Origin of the sequence: Streptomyces ziwulingensis, from assembly GCF_039542605.1 — a bacterium.
Lineage (GTDB): Bacteria > Actinomycetota > Actinomycetes > Streptomycetales > Streptomycetaceae > Streptomyces > Streptomyces ziwulingensis.
In genome coordinates this window covers 68568-89034 of sequence record NZ_BAABIG010000018.1, presented here as the reverse complement: position 1 = coordinate 89034, position 20467 = coordinate 68568, and the positions used below count along the sequence as shown (strand labels likewise).

Here is a 20467-nt window from a genome sequence, read left to right as displayed (position 1 = left end):
GGCCGAAGCGGCGAGCGGGCGGACCCGGACGGCGTCGGCCGCGTCGGCCGCCGCCCCGGAAGCCGAGGCCGCCGGCGCGGTCGGCGAGGCGGCCGGCGAGGCGGGCGCGCGCGGCGAGGACGAACCGCCCTCCGGGAACCCGAAGAGCCCGTTGCTCGCGGCGGCGGGCATCGCGGGCGTGGTCCTCCTCGTCGTACCGCTGCTGATCTGGGCCACGGACGACTCCAAGAAGAAGGAGAAGGACGAGGTGTCGGTGGCCGCGCAGTCGGACACCGTCCTCGACGACGAGGCGCTGGACGCCCCCAAGGGCGCCTACGCCCCGGCGGAGCCCACCCCGGAGCCGTCCAGCCCGAAGCCCTCCGCCAAGAAGGAGAAGCCGAGCGCGACGCCGGTGCCCGAACCGCCGGTCCAGCAGCAGAGCGCGGTGGCGGCCCCCGAGCCGACGCCCGAGAAGAAGACGGCGGACAGTGACGCCGGGCAGGTGAAGCAGGAGGCTCCCAAGCCCACCCCCAACACCGCCGCGCTGGCCGTCCAGCGACTGGCCACGGCGAGCCCGGGCCGGCACGTCTGCTACCGGGCCTATGTGCAGGGCTCCGGCTGGCAGACCCCGGTGTGCGACGGTGCCACGGCGGGAGCGGAGGGTCAGGGCCGCCCCATCAAGGCGATCAACATCGCGGTCTCCGATGCCAACGGCGTCAACGCCAACGAGTTCATCCAGAAGGTGGGCTGGCCGACCAAGTGGGCCGGCGTGCCCAACGGCGTCGACCTCACCATCGGCAGCGCCCGCCAGGACGCGCCGAACATGGCGGGCTTCGGCGTCAGCGTCAACGAGGGCATCGTCTGCCAGAACACCCAGGTCCGCGACTCGGGATGGCTGGGCATGGGCTGTGACGAGCCCGGCGGCTACATCTTCGGCGGCAGCCTGAACGAGGACCACTGGCTCGAAGCCGTCAGGTTCACCGTGTGACGCGCGGGCGGTACGAGGTCCGGTGAAGGACCGCGAGGGCGACGCCCGCCGGGGGACAGCCGAACCGGCGGGCGTTCGCTCTCACAGGGCCGCTCGTGGCCGCCGGGCGGGGTGCTCCCCGGCGGGCAGGTCCTCGGGAAGCAGTGTGGTGAGATCGGCGAGGCTCGGCGAGGCGAGTGAGCCCAGGCGGCGGGCCTGGCTGGTCATCATCGTCTCCAGGAGCCGGCGCGCGAGCCGGGCGTTGCCGAAGGAACGGTCCCGGGGGATCGCGTCCACATGGGCGCGCAGCGCCGCCAGGGTGTCGGCGCCGCACTCGTAGCCCGACGTGACGGCGTGCCGCGTGACGATGGTGACCAGTTCCTCCGTGCTGTAGTCCTCGAACTCCACGTACTTGGAGAAGCGGGAGGCCAGCCCGGGGTTGGAGCCGAGGAAGCGGTCCATCTCCTCGGTGTATCCGGCGACGATGACCACGACCTCGTCGCGGTGGTCCTCCATGAGCTTCAGGAGGGTGTCGACGGCCTCGCGGCCGAAGTCGTTGGCGGAGCCCTCGGGGGTGAGGGTGTACGCCTCGTCGATGAAGAGCACGCCGCCGAGGGCGCTGGTGAAGACCTCCTTGGTGCGCTGGGCGGTGTGCCCGACGTACTGGCCCACCAGGTCGGCCCGCGCCACCTCCACGAGGGAGGAGCGGGGCAGTACGCCCAGTGAGTGCAGGAGTTGGGCGTACAGCCGGGCCACGGTGGTCTTGCCGGTGCCGGGCGGGCCGGTGAAGACCAGATGGCTGCTGATCCGGGGAGAGGGCAGGCCCGCCGCGGCCCGCTGCCGGGCGTTGGACAGGAGGCTGACCAGGTCGGCGACCTCCCGTTTCACGTTCCCCAAGCCCACCATGGCTTCCAGCTCGGCCATCGGGTCGGCGGTGTCGGCCGCGCCGCGCGGCGTGCCGCCGACGGCGTCCGCCTCCGCCTCCCCGACGTCCTGCGGCAGCAGCAGCGTCAGATCGTTCTCACCGGGGTCAGGCATCGCCGCGAGCCGGAACGCCTGCCGGTCCACCATGTCCTCGAACACCGCGCGGGCGGCGCGGCCGTTGCCGAAGGACGCGTCGCGCGTCATCTGCTCGAAGCGCACGGCCAGTGCCTCCCGGGTCAGCGGTCCCAGCTCGAACTGGTGGCGCAGACACATGTTCTCGGTGATGGTCACCAGCTCCTCCACCGCGTAGTTGCCGAACTCGATGGTGCGGGTGAACCGGGAGGCGAGGCCGGGGTTGGCGGACAGGAACGACTCCATCTGCTCGGAGTAGCCGGCCGCGACCACGACCACGTCGTCGCGGTGGTCCTCCATGAGCTTCAGGAGGGTGTCGACGGCCTCGCGGCCGAAGTCGTTGGATGACCCTTCGGGGGTGAGGGTGTACGCCTCGTCGATGAAGAGCACGCCGCCGAGCGCGCTGGTGAACGCCTCGGTGGTCTTGATGGCCGTACCGCCGATGATCTGGGCGACCAGATCGGCGCGGGCCACCTCGACCAGATGCCCGCTGCGCAGTACGCCCAGGTCCGCGAGGATGCTGCCGTACAGGCGGGCCACGGTGGTCTTACCGGTGCCGGGCGGCCCGGCGAAGATGAGATGCCGGCTCATCGAGGGCACCGGCATGCCGAGCCGACGGCGGCGCTCGGCGAGCTGGTTGAGGTTGACGAGCGTACTCACCTGGTGCTTGACGTTCTCCAGGCCGATCAGCTCCTCCAACTCGGCGAGCGGGCCCGCCGGTTCGGCCGCGGCGGTGGGCGCGCCCGGCGTGCCGTCCCCGCCCGCCGTCTCCACGCCCGCGCCCCAACTGTCGGCGACGCCGTTGTCGGCGCTGGTCAGGGCGTCGACCGAGAGCCGGTCGCCGGAGCGGCTCTGGCGCAGTCCCGCCCCGCGGTTGTCGCGTACGACGCACCGGTCGACGCGGACCGGTTCGGCGCTGTCGACCCGGATGCCGTCGCCGGTGGAGCCGGTGACCTCGCAGGCGGTGAGCGAGGCCCGGCCGCCCCGGGAGACCTGGATGCCGTGCGCCTTGGAGCCGCTGACCCGGACCCGGTCCAGGGCGACCTCCGCGCCGTCCCGCACGCTCACCCCGGCGTCCGCGCTGTCGCTGACCGCGCAGTCCCGCAGGGTGCCCCGGCCGCGCTCGCCGATGACCACACCCGAGCGGGCGGCGGAGCGCAGCACGGTGTCGCTGACCTCCGGGTCGGAGTCGTCGTCGATACGCAGCGCGCAGCCGCCCGCGGCGTCGACCTCGCAGTGTTCCAGGCGGCCGCGCCCGTCGTCGGTGACCGTGATGCCGTCGCCGCCCGACCCGGTGACCCGGGCGTGGCGCAGCAGGGGGTTGGCGGCGGAGCGCACCGAGATGCCGACGCCGGCCGCGTCCCGCACCTCCAGGCGTTCGAACTCGGCCGTGGAGTCGTCGGTCAGCAGGACCGCCGCGGCGGCGTCCGCGCAGTCGCTCACCACCGTGTCGCGCAGCAGCGGCGAACTGCCCTCGACGACGCGGATCGCGGGCTCCGTCGAGGTGTGGAACTCGCAGTTCTCCAGCGTGCCGCGGGAGCGGTCGAGGACGAGCAGACCGCTGTTCCTGGTGCGCCGGGTGACGCACCGGCTCAGGAACGGGTCGGCGCCGCCGGAGATGACGATGGCGCTCTGCGCGATCGACTCGAACGTGGTCTCCTCGATCTCCGGGCGGGAGACGCTGGTCACGAGCAGCCCCACCGAGGTGTGGTGCACGGAGGTCCGCAGGACGCGGGTCGAACTGTGGCCCTCCAGGGCGATGGCGGGCTTGTCGGTGCCCGAGATGTCGCAGCCCTCGACCGTCCCCCTGGCCTCGCCGCTCGCCAGGACGCCGTTGGCCCGCGCGCCGCGTATCCGGCAGTCGCGGACGAGCGCTCCGGCGCTCTCGCCGAGGACCACCGCGGAGGTGCCGAAGTTCTCGAACACGCAGTCCTCGACGACACTCTCGGTCTGCGAGGAGTCGACGAACCCGGCGCCGCCGGGGTTGCTGATCCGGCAGTCGCGGGCGGCCAGCGAGCCCTTGCCGCGCACCAGCAGCGCGGTCCAGCCCGCGCCGGTCACGGTGCACCCGTCGAGCGCGGCCTGGCCGGCCGGTACGTCCACGACCGGGTGTTCCTTGTCGCGTCCGCGCAGGGTGAGCCCGCTGAGCATCACCGCGTCGGCCATGAGGCTGACGGCGGTGCCGGCGCGGGGGCAGATCTCGACGCCCCCCGGTTCGCCCTCGGCGACGATCGTCACCCGGTTCCTGATGACGAGATTCTCGGCGTAACGCCCGGGACTCACCCGGATCACCGCCCCGGTGCGTGCCTGGGCCAGCGCCTCACCGATCGTCGGGAAGCTGTCCGACCGTTCCGTGCCGACCGTGAGTATGTGCCGTGCCACGCGCCTCGAACCTCCTTGTGTTCCACCGTCTTTGGCCCCGCCCCGTGCGTGCGCCCGAGCGGGTCATGTGCATATCATGCGTCTTATGCGAAATGCCATGAAACGCCGGTATGCGAGCCTTGCGCCGGGTGTCGTCGTCGTCCTGCTGGCGGCGTGCGGGCCCGCCTTCGCCGCCCACGGCGGGTCGTCGGCCGCTCCGGACGCCGACGACCCGGGCACGACGCTGCTGCCCCCGCTGCCCGTCCGGCTCGGCGAGGACAGTCCGTGCACCGGGGCCTCGGACGAGACCGCCACCGGAGCGGCGTGGTCGCAGACGGCCCTCGGGCTGCCGCGCGCCCAGCGGATCTCCCGGGGCGCCGGAGTGACCGTCGCCGTGGTCGACACCGGTGTCGCCACCGACGTCCGCAGCCTGTCCGGGCGGGTGACTGCCCTGGACGGGGCGGACCAGGACTGCGTGGGACACGGCACGTTCACCGCGGGTCTCATCGCCGCCGCCCCCGAGACGGGCAGCGGCATCACGGGGATCGCCCCGGCGGCCGAGATCCTCGCCCTGCGCGCGACCGACGACCGCGGTGTGCCCTCCGTGGCAGGCGTCGCCCGCTCCATCCGCGCGGCGGCGGACCGGGGCGCCCAGGTCATCTACGTCGGCCAGGCCCTGCGCACCGGCCGCACCGAGCTGACCGCCGCCACCGCCTACGCCGCGAAGCGGGACGCGCTCGTGGTGGCCCCCGCCGCCCCGGACGCCGTGCCCCGCGAAGAACTCGGCCCCGACGGTGAGATGCCGACCGGGCCGTACTGGCCGGCCGCCGCGCCGGGCGTGCTGGCCGTCGTGGACTTCGGCCCCGGCGGAGTACGCCAGGAGAACGCTCCGCCCGCCCACGAACCCGATCTGTCGGCGCCCGGCAGCTCCATGGTCAGCGTCGGCCCGCGCGGCACCGGCCACTACATCGGCTCCGGCGCCTCGCTCGCCGCCGCCGGCGCCGCCGGGGCCGCCGCGCTGGTACGCGCCTACGAACCCGGCTCCAGCGCGGCGGAGGTCACCCGCCAACTGCTCGCCACCGCCTACCCGTCGGACACGCCCCGGCTCGACCCCTACGCCGCCCTGTCCCTCGTCCGGGACGAGCAGCGGGACGAGCAGCGGGGCGAGGGGGCGGCGGCCGTCGCGGAGCCCGCCGCCGCGGACTTCCCGCCGCCCGCCGACCCCGGTCCGCGCGACCGGTCCCTGGTGATCGCCGCCGTAGGGCTGACCGTCGTCCTGCTGGTGGGCGCCATGGCCGCGGTACTGCCCCGCGGCCGCGCCAGGAACTGGCTCCCCCCGGGCCGCCGAGCGGACGACGCCTCCGCCGGACGGTAGGCGGGTGCCGCGTCCCCGCGCCCGGAAGGGGCGCGGGGAACTGCGCGCCCAGCCCCCACCGGCCCGCGGCACACCCCCGCCGCCCGCCCGCGGCACCCTCTCGTCACCCGCGGCTTCCATGCCGGACATCAGTCGGTCCCCAGCCGGCCGAGCTGCACCTGAAGCGTCTTGCGGCGAGCGATCCGCACGGCCCGCCCGGGGATCAGCTCGCGCCCCTTCACACTGCCGAACAGATATCCCTCGCTCGGCGGGCAGGACATCAGCAGGCCGGGGGTGTTGACCTCCTGGAGCCTGCGCAGCAACGCCTCGTTGAGGCCGCGCCCGGCCCCGGCGGAGGAGCGCGCCACGATCAGGTGCAGCCCCACCTCGTGACCGAGGGCGAGATGGTCGAGCAGCGGCGCGAACGGCTGCGCCATGGGCCCGCTGCCGATCATGTCGTAGTCGTCGACCAGGATGAACAGCCGCGGCCCCTGCCACCAGTCGCACAGCCGCATCCGCGACGGGGCGATGTCCTCGCCGGGGACCCGCTGCCGTACCGCCCGGGCCGCCCCGTCCACGAGATCCTTCAGCATGTCCAGGGAGACGGCGTGACCCAGCCGGTAGGGCTCGGGCACGCTCTCCACCAGTTCCCGCCGGTAGTCCACCGTCATGATGCGGGCCTCGGCGGGGGTGTACCGCTCGGTGATGCCCCGGGCGATCACCTTCAGCAGGTTGGTCTTGCCGCACTCGCTGTCGCCCACCACGATCATGTGCGGGTTCTCGGAGAAGTCGTGCCACACCGGCGCGAGTTCGTTCTCGTCCAGGCCGATCGCGATCCGCAGGCCGTTCTCGCCCGTCGCCGCCGGCAGCTCCTCGACGGGCAGGCTGGTCGGCAGCATCCGTACCCGGGGGGCGGCCGGGCCGGTCCAGTTCTCGGCGATCGCCGAGACCAGACCGGCGACACCGTCGGCGAGGTCGTCCGCGTCCTCCACGCCGTCCACGCGCGGCAGCGCCGAGAGGTAGTGCAGCCGCTCGCCGGTCAGCCCCCGTCCCGGGCTGCGCGGGATCGTCGCCGCCTTGCGGGAGTCGATCTGCGAGTCCATCGGGTCACCCATCCGCAGCTCCAGCCGGGTGCCGGTCTGGTCACGCACGGAGGACGACAGCTCCACCCACCGGGCGGTGGTGATCAGCAGGTGGACGCCGTAGTTGAGGCCGCGGGCGGCGAGCGCGTTGAAGGTGGGGATGTGCCGGTCGAAGTCCTGCCGCACGGTGGACCAGCCGTCGATCACCAGGAAGACGTCACCGTGCGGCTGGTCGGCGAACTCGCCCGCCGCGCGCCGCTTGCGGTACGTCGGCATGGAGTCCACGCCGTTCTCCAGGAAGAACCGTTCCCGCTTGCTGAGCAACGTGCTGACCTCGGCGATCACCCGGCCCACCCGCTCGGTGTCCACCCGGGCCGCGACCCCGCTCACATGGGGCAGTTCGTCGAGCGCGGCCAGGGTGCCACCGCCGAAGTCCAGACAGTAGAACTGCACCTCGCGCGGGGTGTGGGTGAGGGCGAGCGCGGTGATCAGGGTCCGCAGCAGGGTGCTCTTGCCGCTCTGCGGACCGCCCGCGACGGCCACATGCCCGCCGGCCGCCGACAGGTCCACCGTCAGCAGGTCGCGGAGCTGGTCGAACGGCCGGTCCACGATGCCCACCGGCACGGTCAGCCGGCCCCGCAGCGGCCAGTCGGCCGTGGTGAGCCCGTAGCGCGGATCGGGCGCCAGCGGAGGCAGGATCTGGTCCAGGGTGGCCGGCATGCCGAGCGGCGGCAGCCACACCTGGTGGGCGGGCGGCCCCGAGCCGCGCAGCCGGTCGAGCGCCACGGACAGCAGGGTCTCGCCGCTCTCCTCGTCGGCGCCCGCCGGCTCCGGCTCCGCCTCGCCGCGCTCGCCCGTGAGGTCCGGGTCCGCGGGCGCGCGCGGCACCACCCAGTCCGCGGTCCACGGCACCACCTGGCGCGCCACCTGCGCCTGCACGACGACCCGGCGCCCCTGGTACGGCCCCGAGACGTACGCGGCGCGGAACCGGGTCAGCGCGTCGACACCGCTCTTGAGGAAGCCGGCGCCCGGCTGGGCGGGCAGCTCGTAGGCGTCCGGCACCCCCAGCACACCGCGGCTCTCCATCGCGGAGAAGGTGCGCAGACCGATCCGGTACGACAGATGGCTCTCCAGTTGGTGCATCCGGCCCTCGTCGAGCCGCTGCGAGGCGAGCAGCAGATGCACCCCGAGCGAGCGGCCGAGCCGCCCGATCATCACGAACAGCTCCATGAAGTCGCGGTGCGCGGACAGCAGTTCGCTGAACTCGTCGACCACCACGAACAGGCTGGGCAGCGGCTGCAACGGCACCCCGGACTGCCGCGCCTTCTCGTACTCCAGGGCGGAGGTGTAGTTCCCCGCGGCGCGCAACAGCTCCTGACGGCGTATCAGCTCGCCGTGCAGGGCGTCCTGCATCCGGGAGACCAGCGCGACCTCGTCGGCGAGGTTGGTGATCACCGCGGAGGTGTGCGGCAGCTCGTCCAGGCCGAGGAAGGTGGCACCGCCCTTGAAGTCGACCAGGACGAAGTTCAGGGTCTCGGAGGAGTTGGTGAGGGCGAGCGAGAGGACGAGGGTGCGCAGCAGTTCGCTCTTGCCGGAGCCGGTCGCGCCGATGAGCATGCCGTGCGGTCCGGTACCGCCCTGCGCGGACTCCTTGATGTCCAGCTCCACCGGCCGGCCCTCGCCGCTGACCGCGATGGGGACCCGGAGCCGGGCACTGCCGGTGTACCGCTCCCACAGGGTGGCCGGCTCGTGCCGGTGCAGATCGGGGATGTTGAGCAGCGTGGTCAGCTCGACGTCGTCGGCCAGCGGCTTGGAGTCGTCGCCGCCCATGCTCATCCGGTACGGCGCCAGCAGCCGCGCGAGCGCCCGCGCCCCGGCCGGGCCGAACCGGTCCGGCCTGCCGAGCACCGTCGACTGCTCCTTGCGGTCACGGTCGGTACGCACCAGCGAGACGCTGTCCTCGGCCACCTCAAGTCGCAGGGTGGTCCGTCCCGGCTTCCAGGTGAGCGACCCGGTCAGGTCGAGCACGACCACGTTGCGGTAGCCGGGCCCGTCGAAGCGGTGGCCGGCCGGCACCGTGCAGCCGTCGATCACCACGACCGTGTACGGCTCCTCCCGCCCCGGGACCGCGTCGGGGTCGGCGCCCGGACGCTCCTGGAACTCGGCTCCGAGCAGGTTCTCCAGCTCACCGAAGGCCGAGGTGATCATCCGGGCCGGGCCCGCGCCGTCCTCCTCGTGCCGGTGCAGGCTGTGCGGAAGCCACTTCGCCCACTCCCAGTCGGCCCGCCGCTCGTCCGCCACGCAGAGCGCGATCCACAGGTCGTCGGGGGAGTGGAAGACCGCCAACTGGGCCAGCAGACCCCGCACCAGAGCGCGGGTCCGCTCCTCGTCGCCCCGGAACAGCACCTTCGACCAGGCCCGCAGGTAGATGGCGATGGGCTGGTCGCGGACGGCCGAGTACGCCTTGGTGAAGCTGCGCAGCGCGTGCGCGGACAGCGGTTCGAGGTCCTCGACGGGCTTGGTCGACAACGGGACCAGCTTCATCGCGAGGCGCTGGTCACCGACGCCCATGCGGACCTCCGCGAAGTCCTCGTCGGAGGCGCGGCGCTCCCACAGCCGGGTGCTGCGCACGAACGAGGAGAGCGCGTCGGGCTCGGGGTGCCGCCAGGCCAGGGCGAGCTGCTGCTCGACGACGGAGGCCCGCACCTTGCGCCGGGTCTGCCGCAGATAGCGCAGATAGTCGCGGCGTTCACCCTTGAGGCGCTGCTTGCGCTCGCCGTTGCGGCGCATGACCTGGCCGAGCATCATCCCCGCCGACGCGATCACCATCACACCGAGCGCGATATAGATGAATCCGCCGCTGGACCGGCTCATCCCCGGCCGCATGAACATCAGCATCATGGAGACGGACATCAGCGCCATCGGCAGGTACGTCCATACCGCCGAACTGTCCGGCACTACTTCCGGAAGAGTCGGCGGCTCCTGAAGACTGAGTTCCCCCGACGGCAATTCCGGCCCCCTGCGGCGCGCCGGCCGGCGGAACAGGATGACGCTCAACGAAAAACCTCCTCGGCGGATTCGGAAAAACTCCGCGGCAACGGCAGGGGAATTGAGTGGTGAATCCCGCGTCGGTCGCGGACTTTACGCGGGGGCGGAGCGGGAAGCTAAATTCCTGGGTGGTGTTGCGAAAGAGCCGGACTTACCGTCAAACTCAGCGGCGCGTGCCGCGCCCGACTTCCCGTCCGCAAGAAAGTGTGAACCCGAAGCCCATGACTGACATTCAGGTGGCAAGCCTGTGCCGCGTCACCGTACGTGCCCCGGCCAGGACCGTCGACCTGGCGGTGCCCTCCGACGTCCCCGTCGCCGATCTGCTGCCCACAGTGATCGGGTACGGAGGCGATGACCTGGAGGAATCCGGCCTGGAGCACGGTGGTTGGGTGCTGCAACGCCTCGGCGGCCCACCGCTCGATCCCGAGAGTACCTTGGACTCCCTCGGTCTGCGGGACGGCGAGGACCTTTATCTGCGGCCCCGCACCGAGGCGCTGCCCGAGGTCCACCTCGACGACCTGGTCGACGGCATCTCCACCACGATGCAGCAACGGCCGTACGGCTGGAGCGCGCAGGCCGGCCGGCGCGTGCTGCTCGGCCTGGCGGTGGCCACTCTCACGCTGGTCCTCGTGCTGCTCGCCCAGCCCGGATCGGCCGGCTGGCTACGGGCGTCGGCGGCCGCGGCCGCGGGGCTGCTCCTGCTGGCCGGGGCGGGTTCGGCCGCCCGCGCCGTCGGCGACTCCGGAGCCGGCTCGGTGCTCGGCCTCATGGCGAGCTGCCACTTCGCGCTGGCCGGCTGGCTGCTGCCGGGCGGAGCCCTGAGCGGCGCCGAGGGCGACGCGGTCCTCGGCGCACGCCTGCTGGCCGCCTCCGCCGCCGGTGGCGGCGGGGCGGTACTGGCGCTGGCGGCGGTCGGGGTGTACCCGGCGCTCTTCATCGGCGTCGCCTCGGTGGCCGTCGCGGGGGCGCTCGGCGCCACCCTCATCGCCGTGGGCCTGTCCCCGGAACAGGCGGCTGGCGTGGTCGCCGTCGTGGTGGTGCTCTTCGGCGGGTTCGTCCCCTCCCTGTCGTTCCGGCTCTCCGGCATGCGGATGCCACCGCTGCCCACCAACGTCCAGCAGTTGCAGCAGGGCATCGACCCGTACTCCGCCACGGACGTCGAGGCCCGCTCCACCCTGGCCGACGGCTGGATGACCGCCCTCTACGGAGCGATCGCCCTGATCTGCCTGCCCTGCCTCGCGGCGCTCGTGGCCGAGCCCGGCCTCGCCGGAATCCTCACCGTGGTGGCCCTGTCCCTGCTCCTGCTGCTGCACAGCCGGGGACTGGGCAACGTCCCGCAGCGCATGGCCCTGACCACCGCCGGCGCCTGGGGCATGACGCTGCTGCTGTTCGTGGCCGCACGCTCCCTCGACCCGGGGGACCGGCTGATCCTGACCGCCGGCCTGCTGGGCCTGGCGGCCGTGATCACCATCGCCTCCTGGACCGTGCCGGGACGACGGCTCGTGCCCTACTGGGGGCGCGCCGCCGAGCTGCTGCACTCGCTCGCCGCCCTCAGCATGCTGCCGCTGATGCTCTGGTCCATGGGCGTCTACGGCTGGCTCCGCGGCCTCAACGGCTGACCCGGGAGAACGGTTAAATGCACAGCAAAAGGGACCAAGTACAGGCACACCTCTTCGTCATGGGCAGGCTGGCCTCGGCCATGCTGCGCTCCGAGCCCGACGCGCCGGAGAGCCCGCTGGGCCGGACCAACCGCGGCGCCGCGACCGGGGTGATCATCGCCGTGCTGGTGTGCGCCGGGGCCTTCGTCTTCGGGCTCATCAAGCCCGGCGGGAACGACTCGTGGCGCTCGGGGGAGAGCCTGATCGTCGACAAGGAGACGGGGGCGCGCTACCTGTACCTGGACGGACGACTGCGCCCGGTGCGCAACTACGCCTCCGCCCAGTTGATAGCCGGCGGCGGCCTCGGCGTCACGACGGTGGGCACCTCCTCGCTGGCCGGCACCCCGCACGGGGCGCCCGTCGGCATCCCGGACGGCCCCGAGACGCTGCCGGGCACCGCCGACCTGGACACCGGGCCCTGGCTGGTCTGTTCCGGTCTGCGCCCCCGAACGACCGGGGTCGTCACCGCCACCACCACCCTCGCCCTCGGCACGGACGAACCGGGAGACACCCCGGGCGGCCGCGCACTGGGGCAGGCGGAGGGCCTGGTGGTGGCCGGTCCCGACGACACGACGTACCTGCTGTGGCAGGGCAGCCGGCTCCGCCTGGACAAGGAGGCGAACGCCGCCGGTGCCCTCGGGTACGGGAGCGTCACACCACGCCCCGCCTCGGCGACCTTCCTCGACGCCTTCCCCCTCGGGCCCGCGCTGTCCCCGGCCGACGTGCCCGGCGAAGGGAGCGCCGGGCCGACGCTGGCGGGCCGGTCCACCCGGATCGGCCAGGTCTTCCGGGTCGACGTCCCCGGCTCCGCCCCCCGCTACCACCTGCTCAGGAAGGAAGGCCTGGTCCCGCTCACGGCCACCGGCGCCGCGCTGCTGCTCGGCGACCCGGAGACCCGCGAGAAGGCGTACGGGGGAGCCGCGGCGACCGTGGCCACGCTCGGGGCCGACGTACTCACCGAGCATCTCGCCCCGGCCGCCGAGGCGGCCGCGGTGAACCCGGCGAAGCTGCCCGAGGAGCCGCCGAAGGCGGTCGAGGTGCCCGGCGACTCGCTCGCCTGCGCCGACGTCGACTCCGCGGCCGGCCGGGTGCGGGTGGGCGCCTGGCTGCTGCCCCAGGACGCGCTGCCCGAGCCGGTGCAGCCGCCGGCGCCCGAGGTCGTACCGGCCTGTCTGCAGGTCGACGCCATCACCGTGGGAGCCGGAAAGGGCGCGCTGGTCCGGGCGTTGAGCGCGAGCGGCAGCGCGCTGGGCGACACCACCTACCTGGTGACGGACGAGGGGGTGAAGTACCGGGTGCTCTCCCAGGAAGGGCTGAAGGCGCTCGGCTACGAGGGCGCCGAGGAGCGCACGATGCCCGCGCCGATGCTGGCCATGCTGCCGAGCGGTCCCGACCTCACCCCCGAGGCGGCTTCCTCGGGGGAGGCGCGCGTGACCCTGCGCTGCCCGGAGGAGCGGACGGAATGAGAAGCGGACGGAAGGAGGAGCGGCGGGGAAACTCTTGAGGTCCGCGCGGTCAACCTCTGTTCAGCCGGGGATTCCCCTCCCGTCACGGGGAGGGGGGCGATGTCCGGGTCTGTCCGACCGGGCTCGATGTGACCGCTCAGGTGAGCGCCGTGAATTCCGCATACGTGCTCAACCGAGCGTTCGGCGAGCGGTATTCGGGCTGTCCGCCGGGCTCTGCGGTCAATTGCCAAACAACTTGCGGCCTGCATAGCATCTGGCCACCCCCCAATGTCCCGGAGAGTCGGCGCGCGAACGCGGGACAACCTGTCTGCCCACAGGCGTGTGGGGGCCAACAGGTCGGTGAATTCCGCCGAAAGGGAGTTTCCTCATGGCCATGCAGCAGTCCGAAGAGACGGCGACACGCAACGGAATCATGGCGCTGGAACAGGCGTTCACCGGTGTCCAGCGGTGCCAGCAGGACGTCCAGTCCACCTCGGACAACCTCGCCGGCAACTACGGCGGTTCGGACGGTGGCAAGTACAAAGGGTTGCTGGAGCAGTGGGACTCGCATGTCGACACGATCCTGGTCAATCTCGACCGGATGGTCGACGAGTTGAACGGCACCCTCAAGGAACACGGCCTGGTGCAGGGTTCCAGCAGCGAGTCGATCGACACCGAGTACTCGCGTTCCACGGCCGTTTTCGATGAATTGAACGGCACTCAGACCGCCGGCTGACCACCGGCACCCGTGCCCGGCCGCGGCACCGCACTCGGCGAGCACCGCTCAGCGGCCACGGTCCCGCCCACCGACCCGACCGCACCCCGCACCGTACTCGCGGCGAATCGAGGATTCTGATGGACTTCTCAGACGGCTACATCTACGTCGACTACAACCACGCCGAGGGCGCGGCCGAGGACATGATCAGCCAGTCCCAATCCATTATGAGCATCATCTCGAACCTGGAGATGGAACTGGCCGAGCTGAGGAACAGTTGGATCGGTGACGACCGGGACGTGTACAGCGACGTCCAGGCGAAGTGGGACCAGGCGGTCCAGAACATCAAGGACCTGCTCGCCAACCACTCCAGCCTGCTCACCGACATCTCCTCCAACTACCGGTACACCGAGCAGAACCTCTCGCAGCGCTGGGGGGACATCCGGATCGGCAGCCGCTGACCCGCAGGGCCGCGGTCTTCCGCCCTCCCCGTGCACGACGGCACGGGTCGAGCCGGGCGGGACGGCGGACGCACGACCGGGCGCCGTCGGCCTCAGCTCTCCGCGCCGGACGCCGCCGGCCCGGCGCGGAGAACTGAGGCCGACGGCGCCCGACGCATGACCGCCTCTCTCATCGATGACCTGTGTGCGGGACCGCCCCGGTCCCCGACGCCGCACGGAAGGGGAACGACGTGGCCAAAGTCACGGTTCTGGACAGCGAGTTCCTGAAGCAGTTCATCAACAACCAGATCACGGGCTTCCAGGAGACCCTGGAGAAGATCGCCAAGAACGACGCGAGCACCGGACCCGCGATCAAGTCCATCGCCGAGAACAAGAAGACCAACACCACGCTCGACACCACGCGACCGCTCATACTCGGCGGCATGGCCGGCGAGAAGTCCGCGGCCGGCGGGGACGCGCTGAACTCGATGATCCAGAAGTCCGCCGCCGAGATCGACCGCGTCATCGACGAACAGACGGTTCTCTTCGAGGACATCGAAGAGGCGCTGTGGGCAACGATCGAACAGCTCAACAAGAACCAGGGACAGAACTTGCAGGACATCATCGCCGACGAGTTCATGGAGATCTTCGAAGACGTCGACAGCGACCTCAGCGGCTCCGAGGGCGAAGAGGAGGACTAGGACCTGTCTGACAGGTCCTGGGAGCCTCTCTGACCGGAGCCCTCTTCTCTCCTTTTCTCCTGCGATCTTTCCTCCCACGACAGCGCGGAGCACGGTGATGGCCGACCCGAAAAACAACAACGATGACAACTGGAAAGCCGCAGTTGACATGCTCACCGGCTATATTCTGCCGTCGCGGGACAAGTTGTTCGAGAACCTCAAGGGGAACGACGGCATCCCGCTGATGCATGTCCGGCTGGACAAGGTGAGTGACTCCTACACCTCGGGTTTCATCGCCTCGGGCGGCTGGCACACCAAGAACACCGACTACACCATTCCGTTCTACGGAGGTGGGAGCGGGTCGGCGGGCAGCATGCTGTCCGAGTACCGGGCGCACATCACCTTCCTGGGTTCGAGCCAGGCGCTCCCGCCGAGCGGGAACGACATCATCCCCGGGTACTCGAAGACGAGCGACAAGCTGAAGGACAAGGGAGGCTGGAACAAGGAGGGGGACAAACTCGACTGGGACACCAACGACCTGGTCCGTTACCTCTACGGTTCCAAGGCCGCCCTCGATCAACTGCTGATGTGGCCCTACAGCACACATGGCTTCTCGAACCGCGACATCTCCGTCGCCGACGGCTCCCACGTCGATCTGGGTTCCTTCACGGACGCGGCCAAGGCCTTCGACCGAGTGGTCAAGTTCTTCCAGGACAGTGCCCTCACCGTCGGAAAGTGGGACACCGAGAACATCGGTGAGGGAAGCGACTCCTGGGACGGCACGTCGGCTGCCATCTTCAAGGAACTCATCCACAAACTGGCACGGAACTACGAGGGCTACGCCGACCAGATCAGCGGTGACGGCGAGGAAGGCTCCGACGTCACCCTCGACGGCACGACGGTGACCTCCCATCCCGCGCGCGCCTTGGCCCAGGCCCAGAACGTGATCTACACCCAGGCGAAGAACCTCGCGCTGGCGTACGACGCGTGGCGGCCCGAGAGCAACCCGCAGCGCTGGCTCTACGACATGCTCCAGGACGCCAGGCTGAAGCTCTTCGACACACAGTTCGACAAGTCGGACATCGACGTCACCTACGCGGGTGAAACCAGTTCCCTCTCGCTCGTGGCGCTGGACGGGTTCTCGAAGGACATCCATATCGGCGACAAGTCCTACGGGGACCCCGCCGACATGTCGACGTGGAAGGCGATCGGCGAGGAGGCCGTGCGCCGGTGGGAGAACTCCGTCCAGGAATTCCTCAGCGTGGCGGGCGCCAATGCGATTGTCGCCATCTCTGATGCCTTCGCCGCAGCGCAGGATGCCTTTGATACCAGCATCACCGACAAGGACAAGCGGGATCTTGCGGAGATAGCGGCGAAAGAGGAGAGCGACAAGGAGAAGAAGGACGCCGCGCGGGAGAAGGCGGAGGCCAAGGCGGAACGCGACAAGGAGAAGGCGGAGGCCGAGAAGGAGAAGGCGGAGGCCAAGGCGGAGGCCGAGAGGGAGAAGGCGGAGGCCAAGGCGGAACGGGACAAGGAGAAGGCGGAGGCCGAGAAGGAGAAGGAAGAAGCCAAGGCCGAGGCGGCGAGGGAGAAGGCGGAAGCCAAGGCGGAACAGGAGAAGGAGAAACAGGAGGCCGAGAAGGAGAAGGAGGAGGCCAAGGCCGAGCAGCAGAAGGAGAAGGAAGAGGCGCAGAAGGAGAAGGAAGAAGCCAAGGCGGAACAGGAGAGGGAGAAGGCGGAGGCCAAGGCCGAGCAGGAAGCGGCCAAGGCGGAGGCGGAGCAGGAGAAGGAAGCCGCCAAGACCGAGCAGGCTGAGGAGAAGGCGGCCGCGAAGCAGGAACAGGAAGCCGCCAAGGCCGACGCGGCGAAGGAGAAGGAGGAGGCCAAGGCACAGAACGAGCAGGACCGGGCCGACGCCAAGCAGGCCCAGGAAGAAGCTAAGCAGCAGGCAGCACAGCAGCAGGCGTTCGCTGTCGCCCAGGCGGACCAGCAGCGGGCCGAGGCGAAGAAGCAGGCGGACGCCGAGAAGGCGGCGGCGAAGCAGGAACAGGAGGCGGCCAAGGCGGAGGCGGACGCCGAGAAGGCGGAAGCCAAGGCCGAACAGGACGCGGAGAAGGCCGCCGCGAAGCAGGAGCAGGAAGCCGCCAAGGCCGAGGCGGAACAGGAGAAGGCGGCCGCGAAGCAGGAACAGGAGGCGGCCAAGGCCGAGGCGGACGCCGAGAAGGCGACGGCGAAGCAGGAACAGGAAGCCGCCAAGGCCGAGGCGGAACAGGAGAAGGCGGCCGCGAAGCAGGAACAGGAGACGGCCAAGGCCGAGGCGGAACAGGAGAAGGCGGAGGCCAAGGCGCAGAACGAGCAGGACCGGGCCGACGCCAAGCAGGCCCAGGAGGAGGCGAAGACGCAGGCCGCCGAGGAGAAGGCGGCGGCGAAGCAGGAACAGGAAGCGGCCAGGGCCGAAGCGGAACGGGAGAAGGAAGCCGCCAAGGCGGAAGCCGCCGAGGAGAAGTCCGCCGCGAAGGCCGAGCAGTCCGACGCGAAGGCCGAGGCGGAGCGCCAGCAGGAGCAGGCCCGCCAAGAGGCCGTCACGGAGAAGCAGCAGGCCCGGCTGGAGGCCGAGCAGGCCAAGGCCGACGCCCAGGCCGACTACGAACAGCAGAAGGCCGAGGCCAGGCAGGAACGCGCGGACACGGAGCAGGAGGCCGATCGCCAGGAGACGGCGGCGCGCCAGGAGTACGAGCAGCAGAAGGCCGAGGCCCAGGAGGAGCGGGACGAGGCCCGGCAGCAGGCCGCGCAGGAACGCACCGAGGCCCAGCGGGAGTACGACCGCGAGGTGGCCGACGGCACCGACGAGCAGACGGCCCGCGAGGCGTACGACCGCCGTATCGACGAGATCGACGCCGCCGAACGCGACGCCCTCCAGCAGGCCGACTCCACCGAGGCGGAGGCCAGGGAGACCTACGAGGACGAGAAGGCCGCCGCCCAGCAGGAACGCGACCAGGCGCGGACGGACGCGGAACAGGCCCGGCGGGACGCCAAGTCCGAGTACGACCAGCGGATGGGTGACATCCAGGCCGAGTACGACCGGATCGGAGCCGGCGACAAGGACATCGACGAGCTGATCCGCCAGCGCATCGCCGACCTGCCGCAGCCGCCCGACCTCTCGTCGTACGACCCGTCGGCCGCCGCGGCCGCCGCGGGCGCCGGTTCGACGTACTCCTCCGCGTTCAGCGACAACCTCTACAACCAGGACGATCTGGCGTCCGCGCTGGGCCGTCCGCAGGGCGGCGACGCCCTCGCCGCCTCCTCCGCCAACGGTACGAGCGGCGGCTCGGGGTCGCCGATGATGCCGATGATGCGGGGCGCCGGAGGCGAATCGGGATCGTCCGGCGAACGCGTCCGCAACGTCCTCGACGCCGGTACCGGCCGCTCCGGCCGGGCGGCCGGCGCCACGACGACCGTCGAGGACGAAGAACACCGGGTGGTTCCGAGGTCCACCACGCAGACCAGCAGCAACACGCCCTTCATGCCGCCGATGGGAGGCATGCCCGGCGGCGGCGGGCCCGGACAGCAGACGGAGAGCAGCGACCGCGAGCGGACCACATGGCTGGCGGAGGACGAGGACGTCTGGGGCACCGACGAGGGTGGCGCGCCGCAGGCGCTGGGGCGGTGACCGGGGCGATGACCCGACGGTGCGGGACTCGGATGAGGAGACCGGAGTGAGTGAGTCGATCGACAACCGTGTGGCCCAGGCGATGGCCCACCTCAAGGCGACCGAGGAGGCGGTGGCGAAGGCGCGGGGTGAGCTGAACGCGGCGTCGGTGACCGCCCACTCGGCCGACAGATCGGTACGGGTGGCCGTCGGAGCCAAGGGAGAGCTGACCAGTCTGGAGTTCCTCGACGGCAAGTACCGTTCCATGGCCGCCTCCCAGCTCTCCGCCTCGGTACTGGAGGCCGCGAACGCGGCCCGGGCCGCGATGGCGCGCCGGGTCGTCGACACGCTCGACCCGCTCACCAGGCTGACCTCCAGGGGTACGGCCCCGGAGCGGATGGGTGTCGACTGGGGGTCGATCTTCGGCTCACTGCTCAGCGAGACCTCCGTGCGGAAGGGGCCGACGGCGATGAGCCGGTTGCGGGACGAGATCCACGAGGACGAGGAAGAGCCCGCCGCGCCCGCCGGCCGGAGCACGGAGACCGAACGACAGAGGAGTGAGTAGCGATGTCCGGTGAGTACTCGGCGAACGTCTCGGACATCCGGGCCAGTTCGAAGCACATCGACGATGCCGTCCGGGGGGCCGAGGCGCTCGGGCCCCGGTTCGAGGAGAACTGGGATATGACCTCGGGCTGGTGGGGAGAGGAGGGTGGCGACGACTTCGCCGACGCCGTGGGTCCGCAGTGCCGCGAGGAGAAGGAGCAGGTGACGAAGACGGTCAGCGACATCACCAGCGGTTTCCTGGCGCTGGTCGACGCGGTCGCCCAGGAGGCCGACAACGTCCAGCGGCCCCAGGTCCAGGCGCTGGACGACATCGAGGCTCTGAAGGCGGAGAGCGAGAGCCGGCGCTAGCATGGCGATCATGTTCCCGCCCGCGCTGCGGGAGTTCATCGAGGTCTGGGTGGGTGCGAACGTCGCCACCGGCAATGAGGACCGCGGCTTCGACAGCCGCCGTGCCTACACCCGGCTGGCGGAGGACATCAGCGCCCTCTCCGACGCGATGAAAGGGGCGATCGAGAACGCGGGCAAGTCGCTGCCGCCGGAGATCGCCCGGGAATTCGTCGCCGCGGTGAAGCTCTTCGTCGACGACGCCGGAGAGAACCACCTGCAGAAGTTCTCCACCGAACTGCGGGACATCGGCTCCCGGCAGGTGGACCGGTCGATGAAGCTCAGTGAGGGCAAGTACCAGATCCTTCTCGAGTTCATCCTGATGAACATCGAACTCGCGCTGATCGCCGCGCTCTCCATCTTCACCGGCGGTACCTCGCTGACCGAGATCGCCCTGACGAAGGCGCGCACCGCGCTCACCATCCTGCTCCTGCTGCAACGGCTGGGGCGCGCCGTCCCGACCCCGCTCTCGGCGGTCCTTGAGGCGATTCAGGAAGCCTTCGTCACGTTCATGGCGCAGGTCATCTCGATGACCGCGCCGGACGACCCGGACCGCCGCCGCAAGGACTTCGACTGGACGGACATCGGGCAGTCGGCCGCCGCGGGCGCGCTGGCGGGTCTCTTCGGCGGGATCTTCCACCACTTCTCCGGGCCGGTCGTGAAGAAGATCTTCAAGGACAGCCCGGTGTGGAAGGACGTGTTCGAGCTTCCCCTGACCTTCGTCAACGAAGGGCAGGCCGAGACCTTCGCGGAGGCGTTCACCAAGCTCTTCTTCACCGGTACGTTCTCCCTCGACCCCGGAACCTTCCTGAGCGCCGGCACCAGCGGGCTCCTCTTCGAAGGTGCCTCGGACCTCACCGAGTACGGCGGCAAATGGCTGAACGACAAGTTCTTCCAGAACCACGACTTCGGCGGCTCCGACATCAACTCCGTCACGGGCGGCGGCGGGGGCGGCAACGGGTTCCGTCCTGACCCGGTGTCCACGAGTGACACCTACGACAACCCTTACAGCACCACCTATGACGGCACCTACGACGACACTTACCGCGACTCCTACAACAGTCCTTACCGCGACTCGTCCAGCG

At 70.9% G+C, this 20467-nt stretch carries 12 protein-coding genes; 10 read left to right on the top strand and 2 right to left on the bottom strand.

Annotated elements, in window-relative coordinates:
- On the top strand, nt 1–967 hold a 967-nt coding region (locus ABEB00_RS09090), incomplete at its 5' end, for a hypothetical protein (protein WP_345618619.1).
- Nucleotides 968–1048: 81 nt separating this feature from the next.
- Here the strand turns inward: ABEB00_RS09090 and ABEB00_RS09085 are convergent.
- Nucleotides 1049–4384, bottom strand: a complete 3336-nt coding sequence (locus ABEB00_RS09085) for a right-handed parallel beta-helix repeat-containing protein (RefSeq protein ID WP_345618617.1) — start codon at nt 4382–4384, stop codon at nt 1049–1051.
- A gap of 97 nt (nt 4385–4481) precedes the next feature.
- Here ABEB00_RS09085 and ABEB00_RS09080 point away from each other — a divergent pair, with 97 nt between their 5' ends.
- The gene (locus ABEB00_RS09080; RefSeq protein WP_345618616.1) at nt 4482–5738 is read left to right on the top strand and encodes a S8 family serine peptidase; all 1257 of its coding nucleotides are present in this window, start codon (nt 4482–4484) and stop codon (nt 5736–5738) included.
- Nucleotides 5739–5866: 128 nt separating this feature from the next.
- Here the strand turns inward: ABEB00_RS09080 and eccCa are convergent, their stop codons facing one another.
- Nucleotides 5867–9856: a type VII secretion protein EccCa gene (eccCa, locus tag ABEB00_RS09075; RefSeq protein ID WP_345618614.1), complete on the bottom strand. Its 3990-nt coding sequence runs from the start codon at nt 9854–9856 to the stop codon at nt 5867–5869.
- A 212-nt stretch (nt 9857–10068) separates the two neighbouring features.
- Here eccCa and eccD point away from each other — a divergent pair, with 212 nt between their 5' ends.
- The 8 genes from eccD to ABEB00_RS09035 all read left to right on the top strand — a co-directional run bounded on the left by eccD (nt 10069) and on the right by ABEB00_RS09035 (nt 19346).
- Nucleotides 10069–11466, top strand: a complete 1398-nt coding sequence (gene eccD / locus ABEB00_RS09070; RefSeq protein WP_345618612.1) for a type VII secretion integral membrane protein EccD — start codon at nt 10069–10071, stop codon at nt 11464–11466.
- 17 nt (nt 11467–11483) lie between these two features.
- The gene (gene eccB, locus ABEB00_RS09065; RefSeq protein ID WP_345618610.1) at nt 11484–12971 is read left to right on the top strand and encodes a type VII secretion protein EccB; all 1488 of its coding nucleotides are present in this window, start codon (nt 11484–11486) and stop codon (nt 12969–12971) included.
- A gap of 367 nt (nt 12972–13338) precedes the next feature.
- Nucleotides 13339–13686, top strand: a complete 348-nt coding sequence (locus tag ABEB00_RS09060; protein WP_345618608.1) for a hypothetical protein — start codon at nt 13339–13341, stop codon at nt 13684–13686.
- 119 nt (nt 13687–13805) lie between these two features.
- Nucleotides 13806–14126 carry a WXG100 family type VII secretion target gene (locus ABEB00_RS09055; protein ID WP_345618606.1) on the top strand — a complete coding sequence of 107 codons (321 nt, stop codon included), beginning with the start codon at nt 13806–13808 and terminating at the stop codon, nt 14124–14126.
- A gap of 230 nt (nt 14127–14356) precedes the next feature.
- Nucleotides 14357–14806, top strand: a complete 450-nt coding sequence (locus ABEB00_RS09050; protein ID WP_345618604.1) for a type VII secretion system-associated protein — start codon at nt 14357–14359, stop codon at nt 14804–14806.
- Between the two features lie 97 nt (nt 14807–14903).
- Nucleotides 14904–18455 (top strand): AAWKG family protein, encoded by a 3552-nt coding sequence (locus tag ABEB00_RS09045; protein ID WP_345618603.1) that lies wholly within the window; start codon nt 14904–14906, stop codon nt 18453–18455.
- 46 nt (nt 18456–18501) lie between these two features.
- Nucleotides 18502–18999, top strand: a complete 498-nt coding sequence (locus ABEB00_RS09040) for a YbaB/EbfC family nucleoid-associated protein (protein WP_345618601.1) — start codon at nt 18502–18504, stop codon at nt 18997–18999.
- A 2-nt stretch (nt 19000–19001) separates the two neighbouring features.
- Complete coding sequence (locus tag ABEB00_RS09035) at nt 19002–19346, top strand: hypothetical protein (protein ID WP_345618599.1); 345 nt, start codon at nt 19002–19004, stop codon at nt 19344–19346.
- Nucleotides 19347–20467 lie beyond the last annotated feature (1121 nt).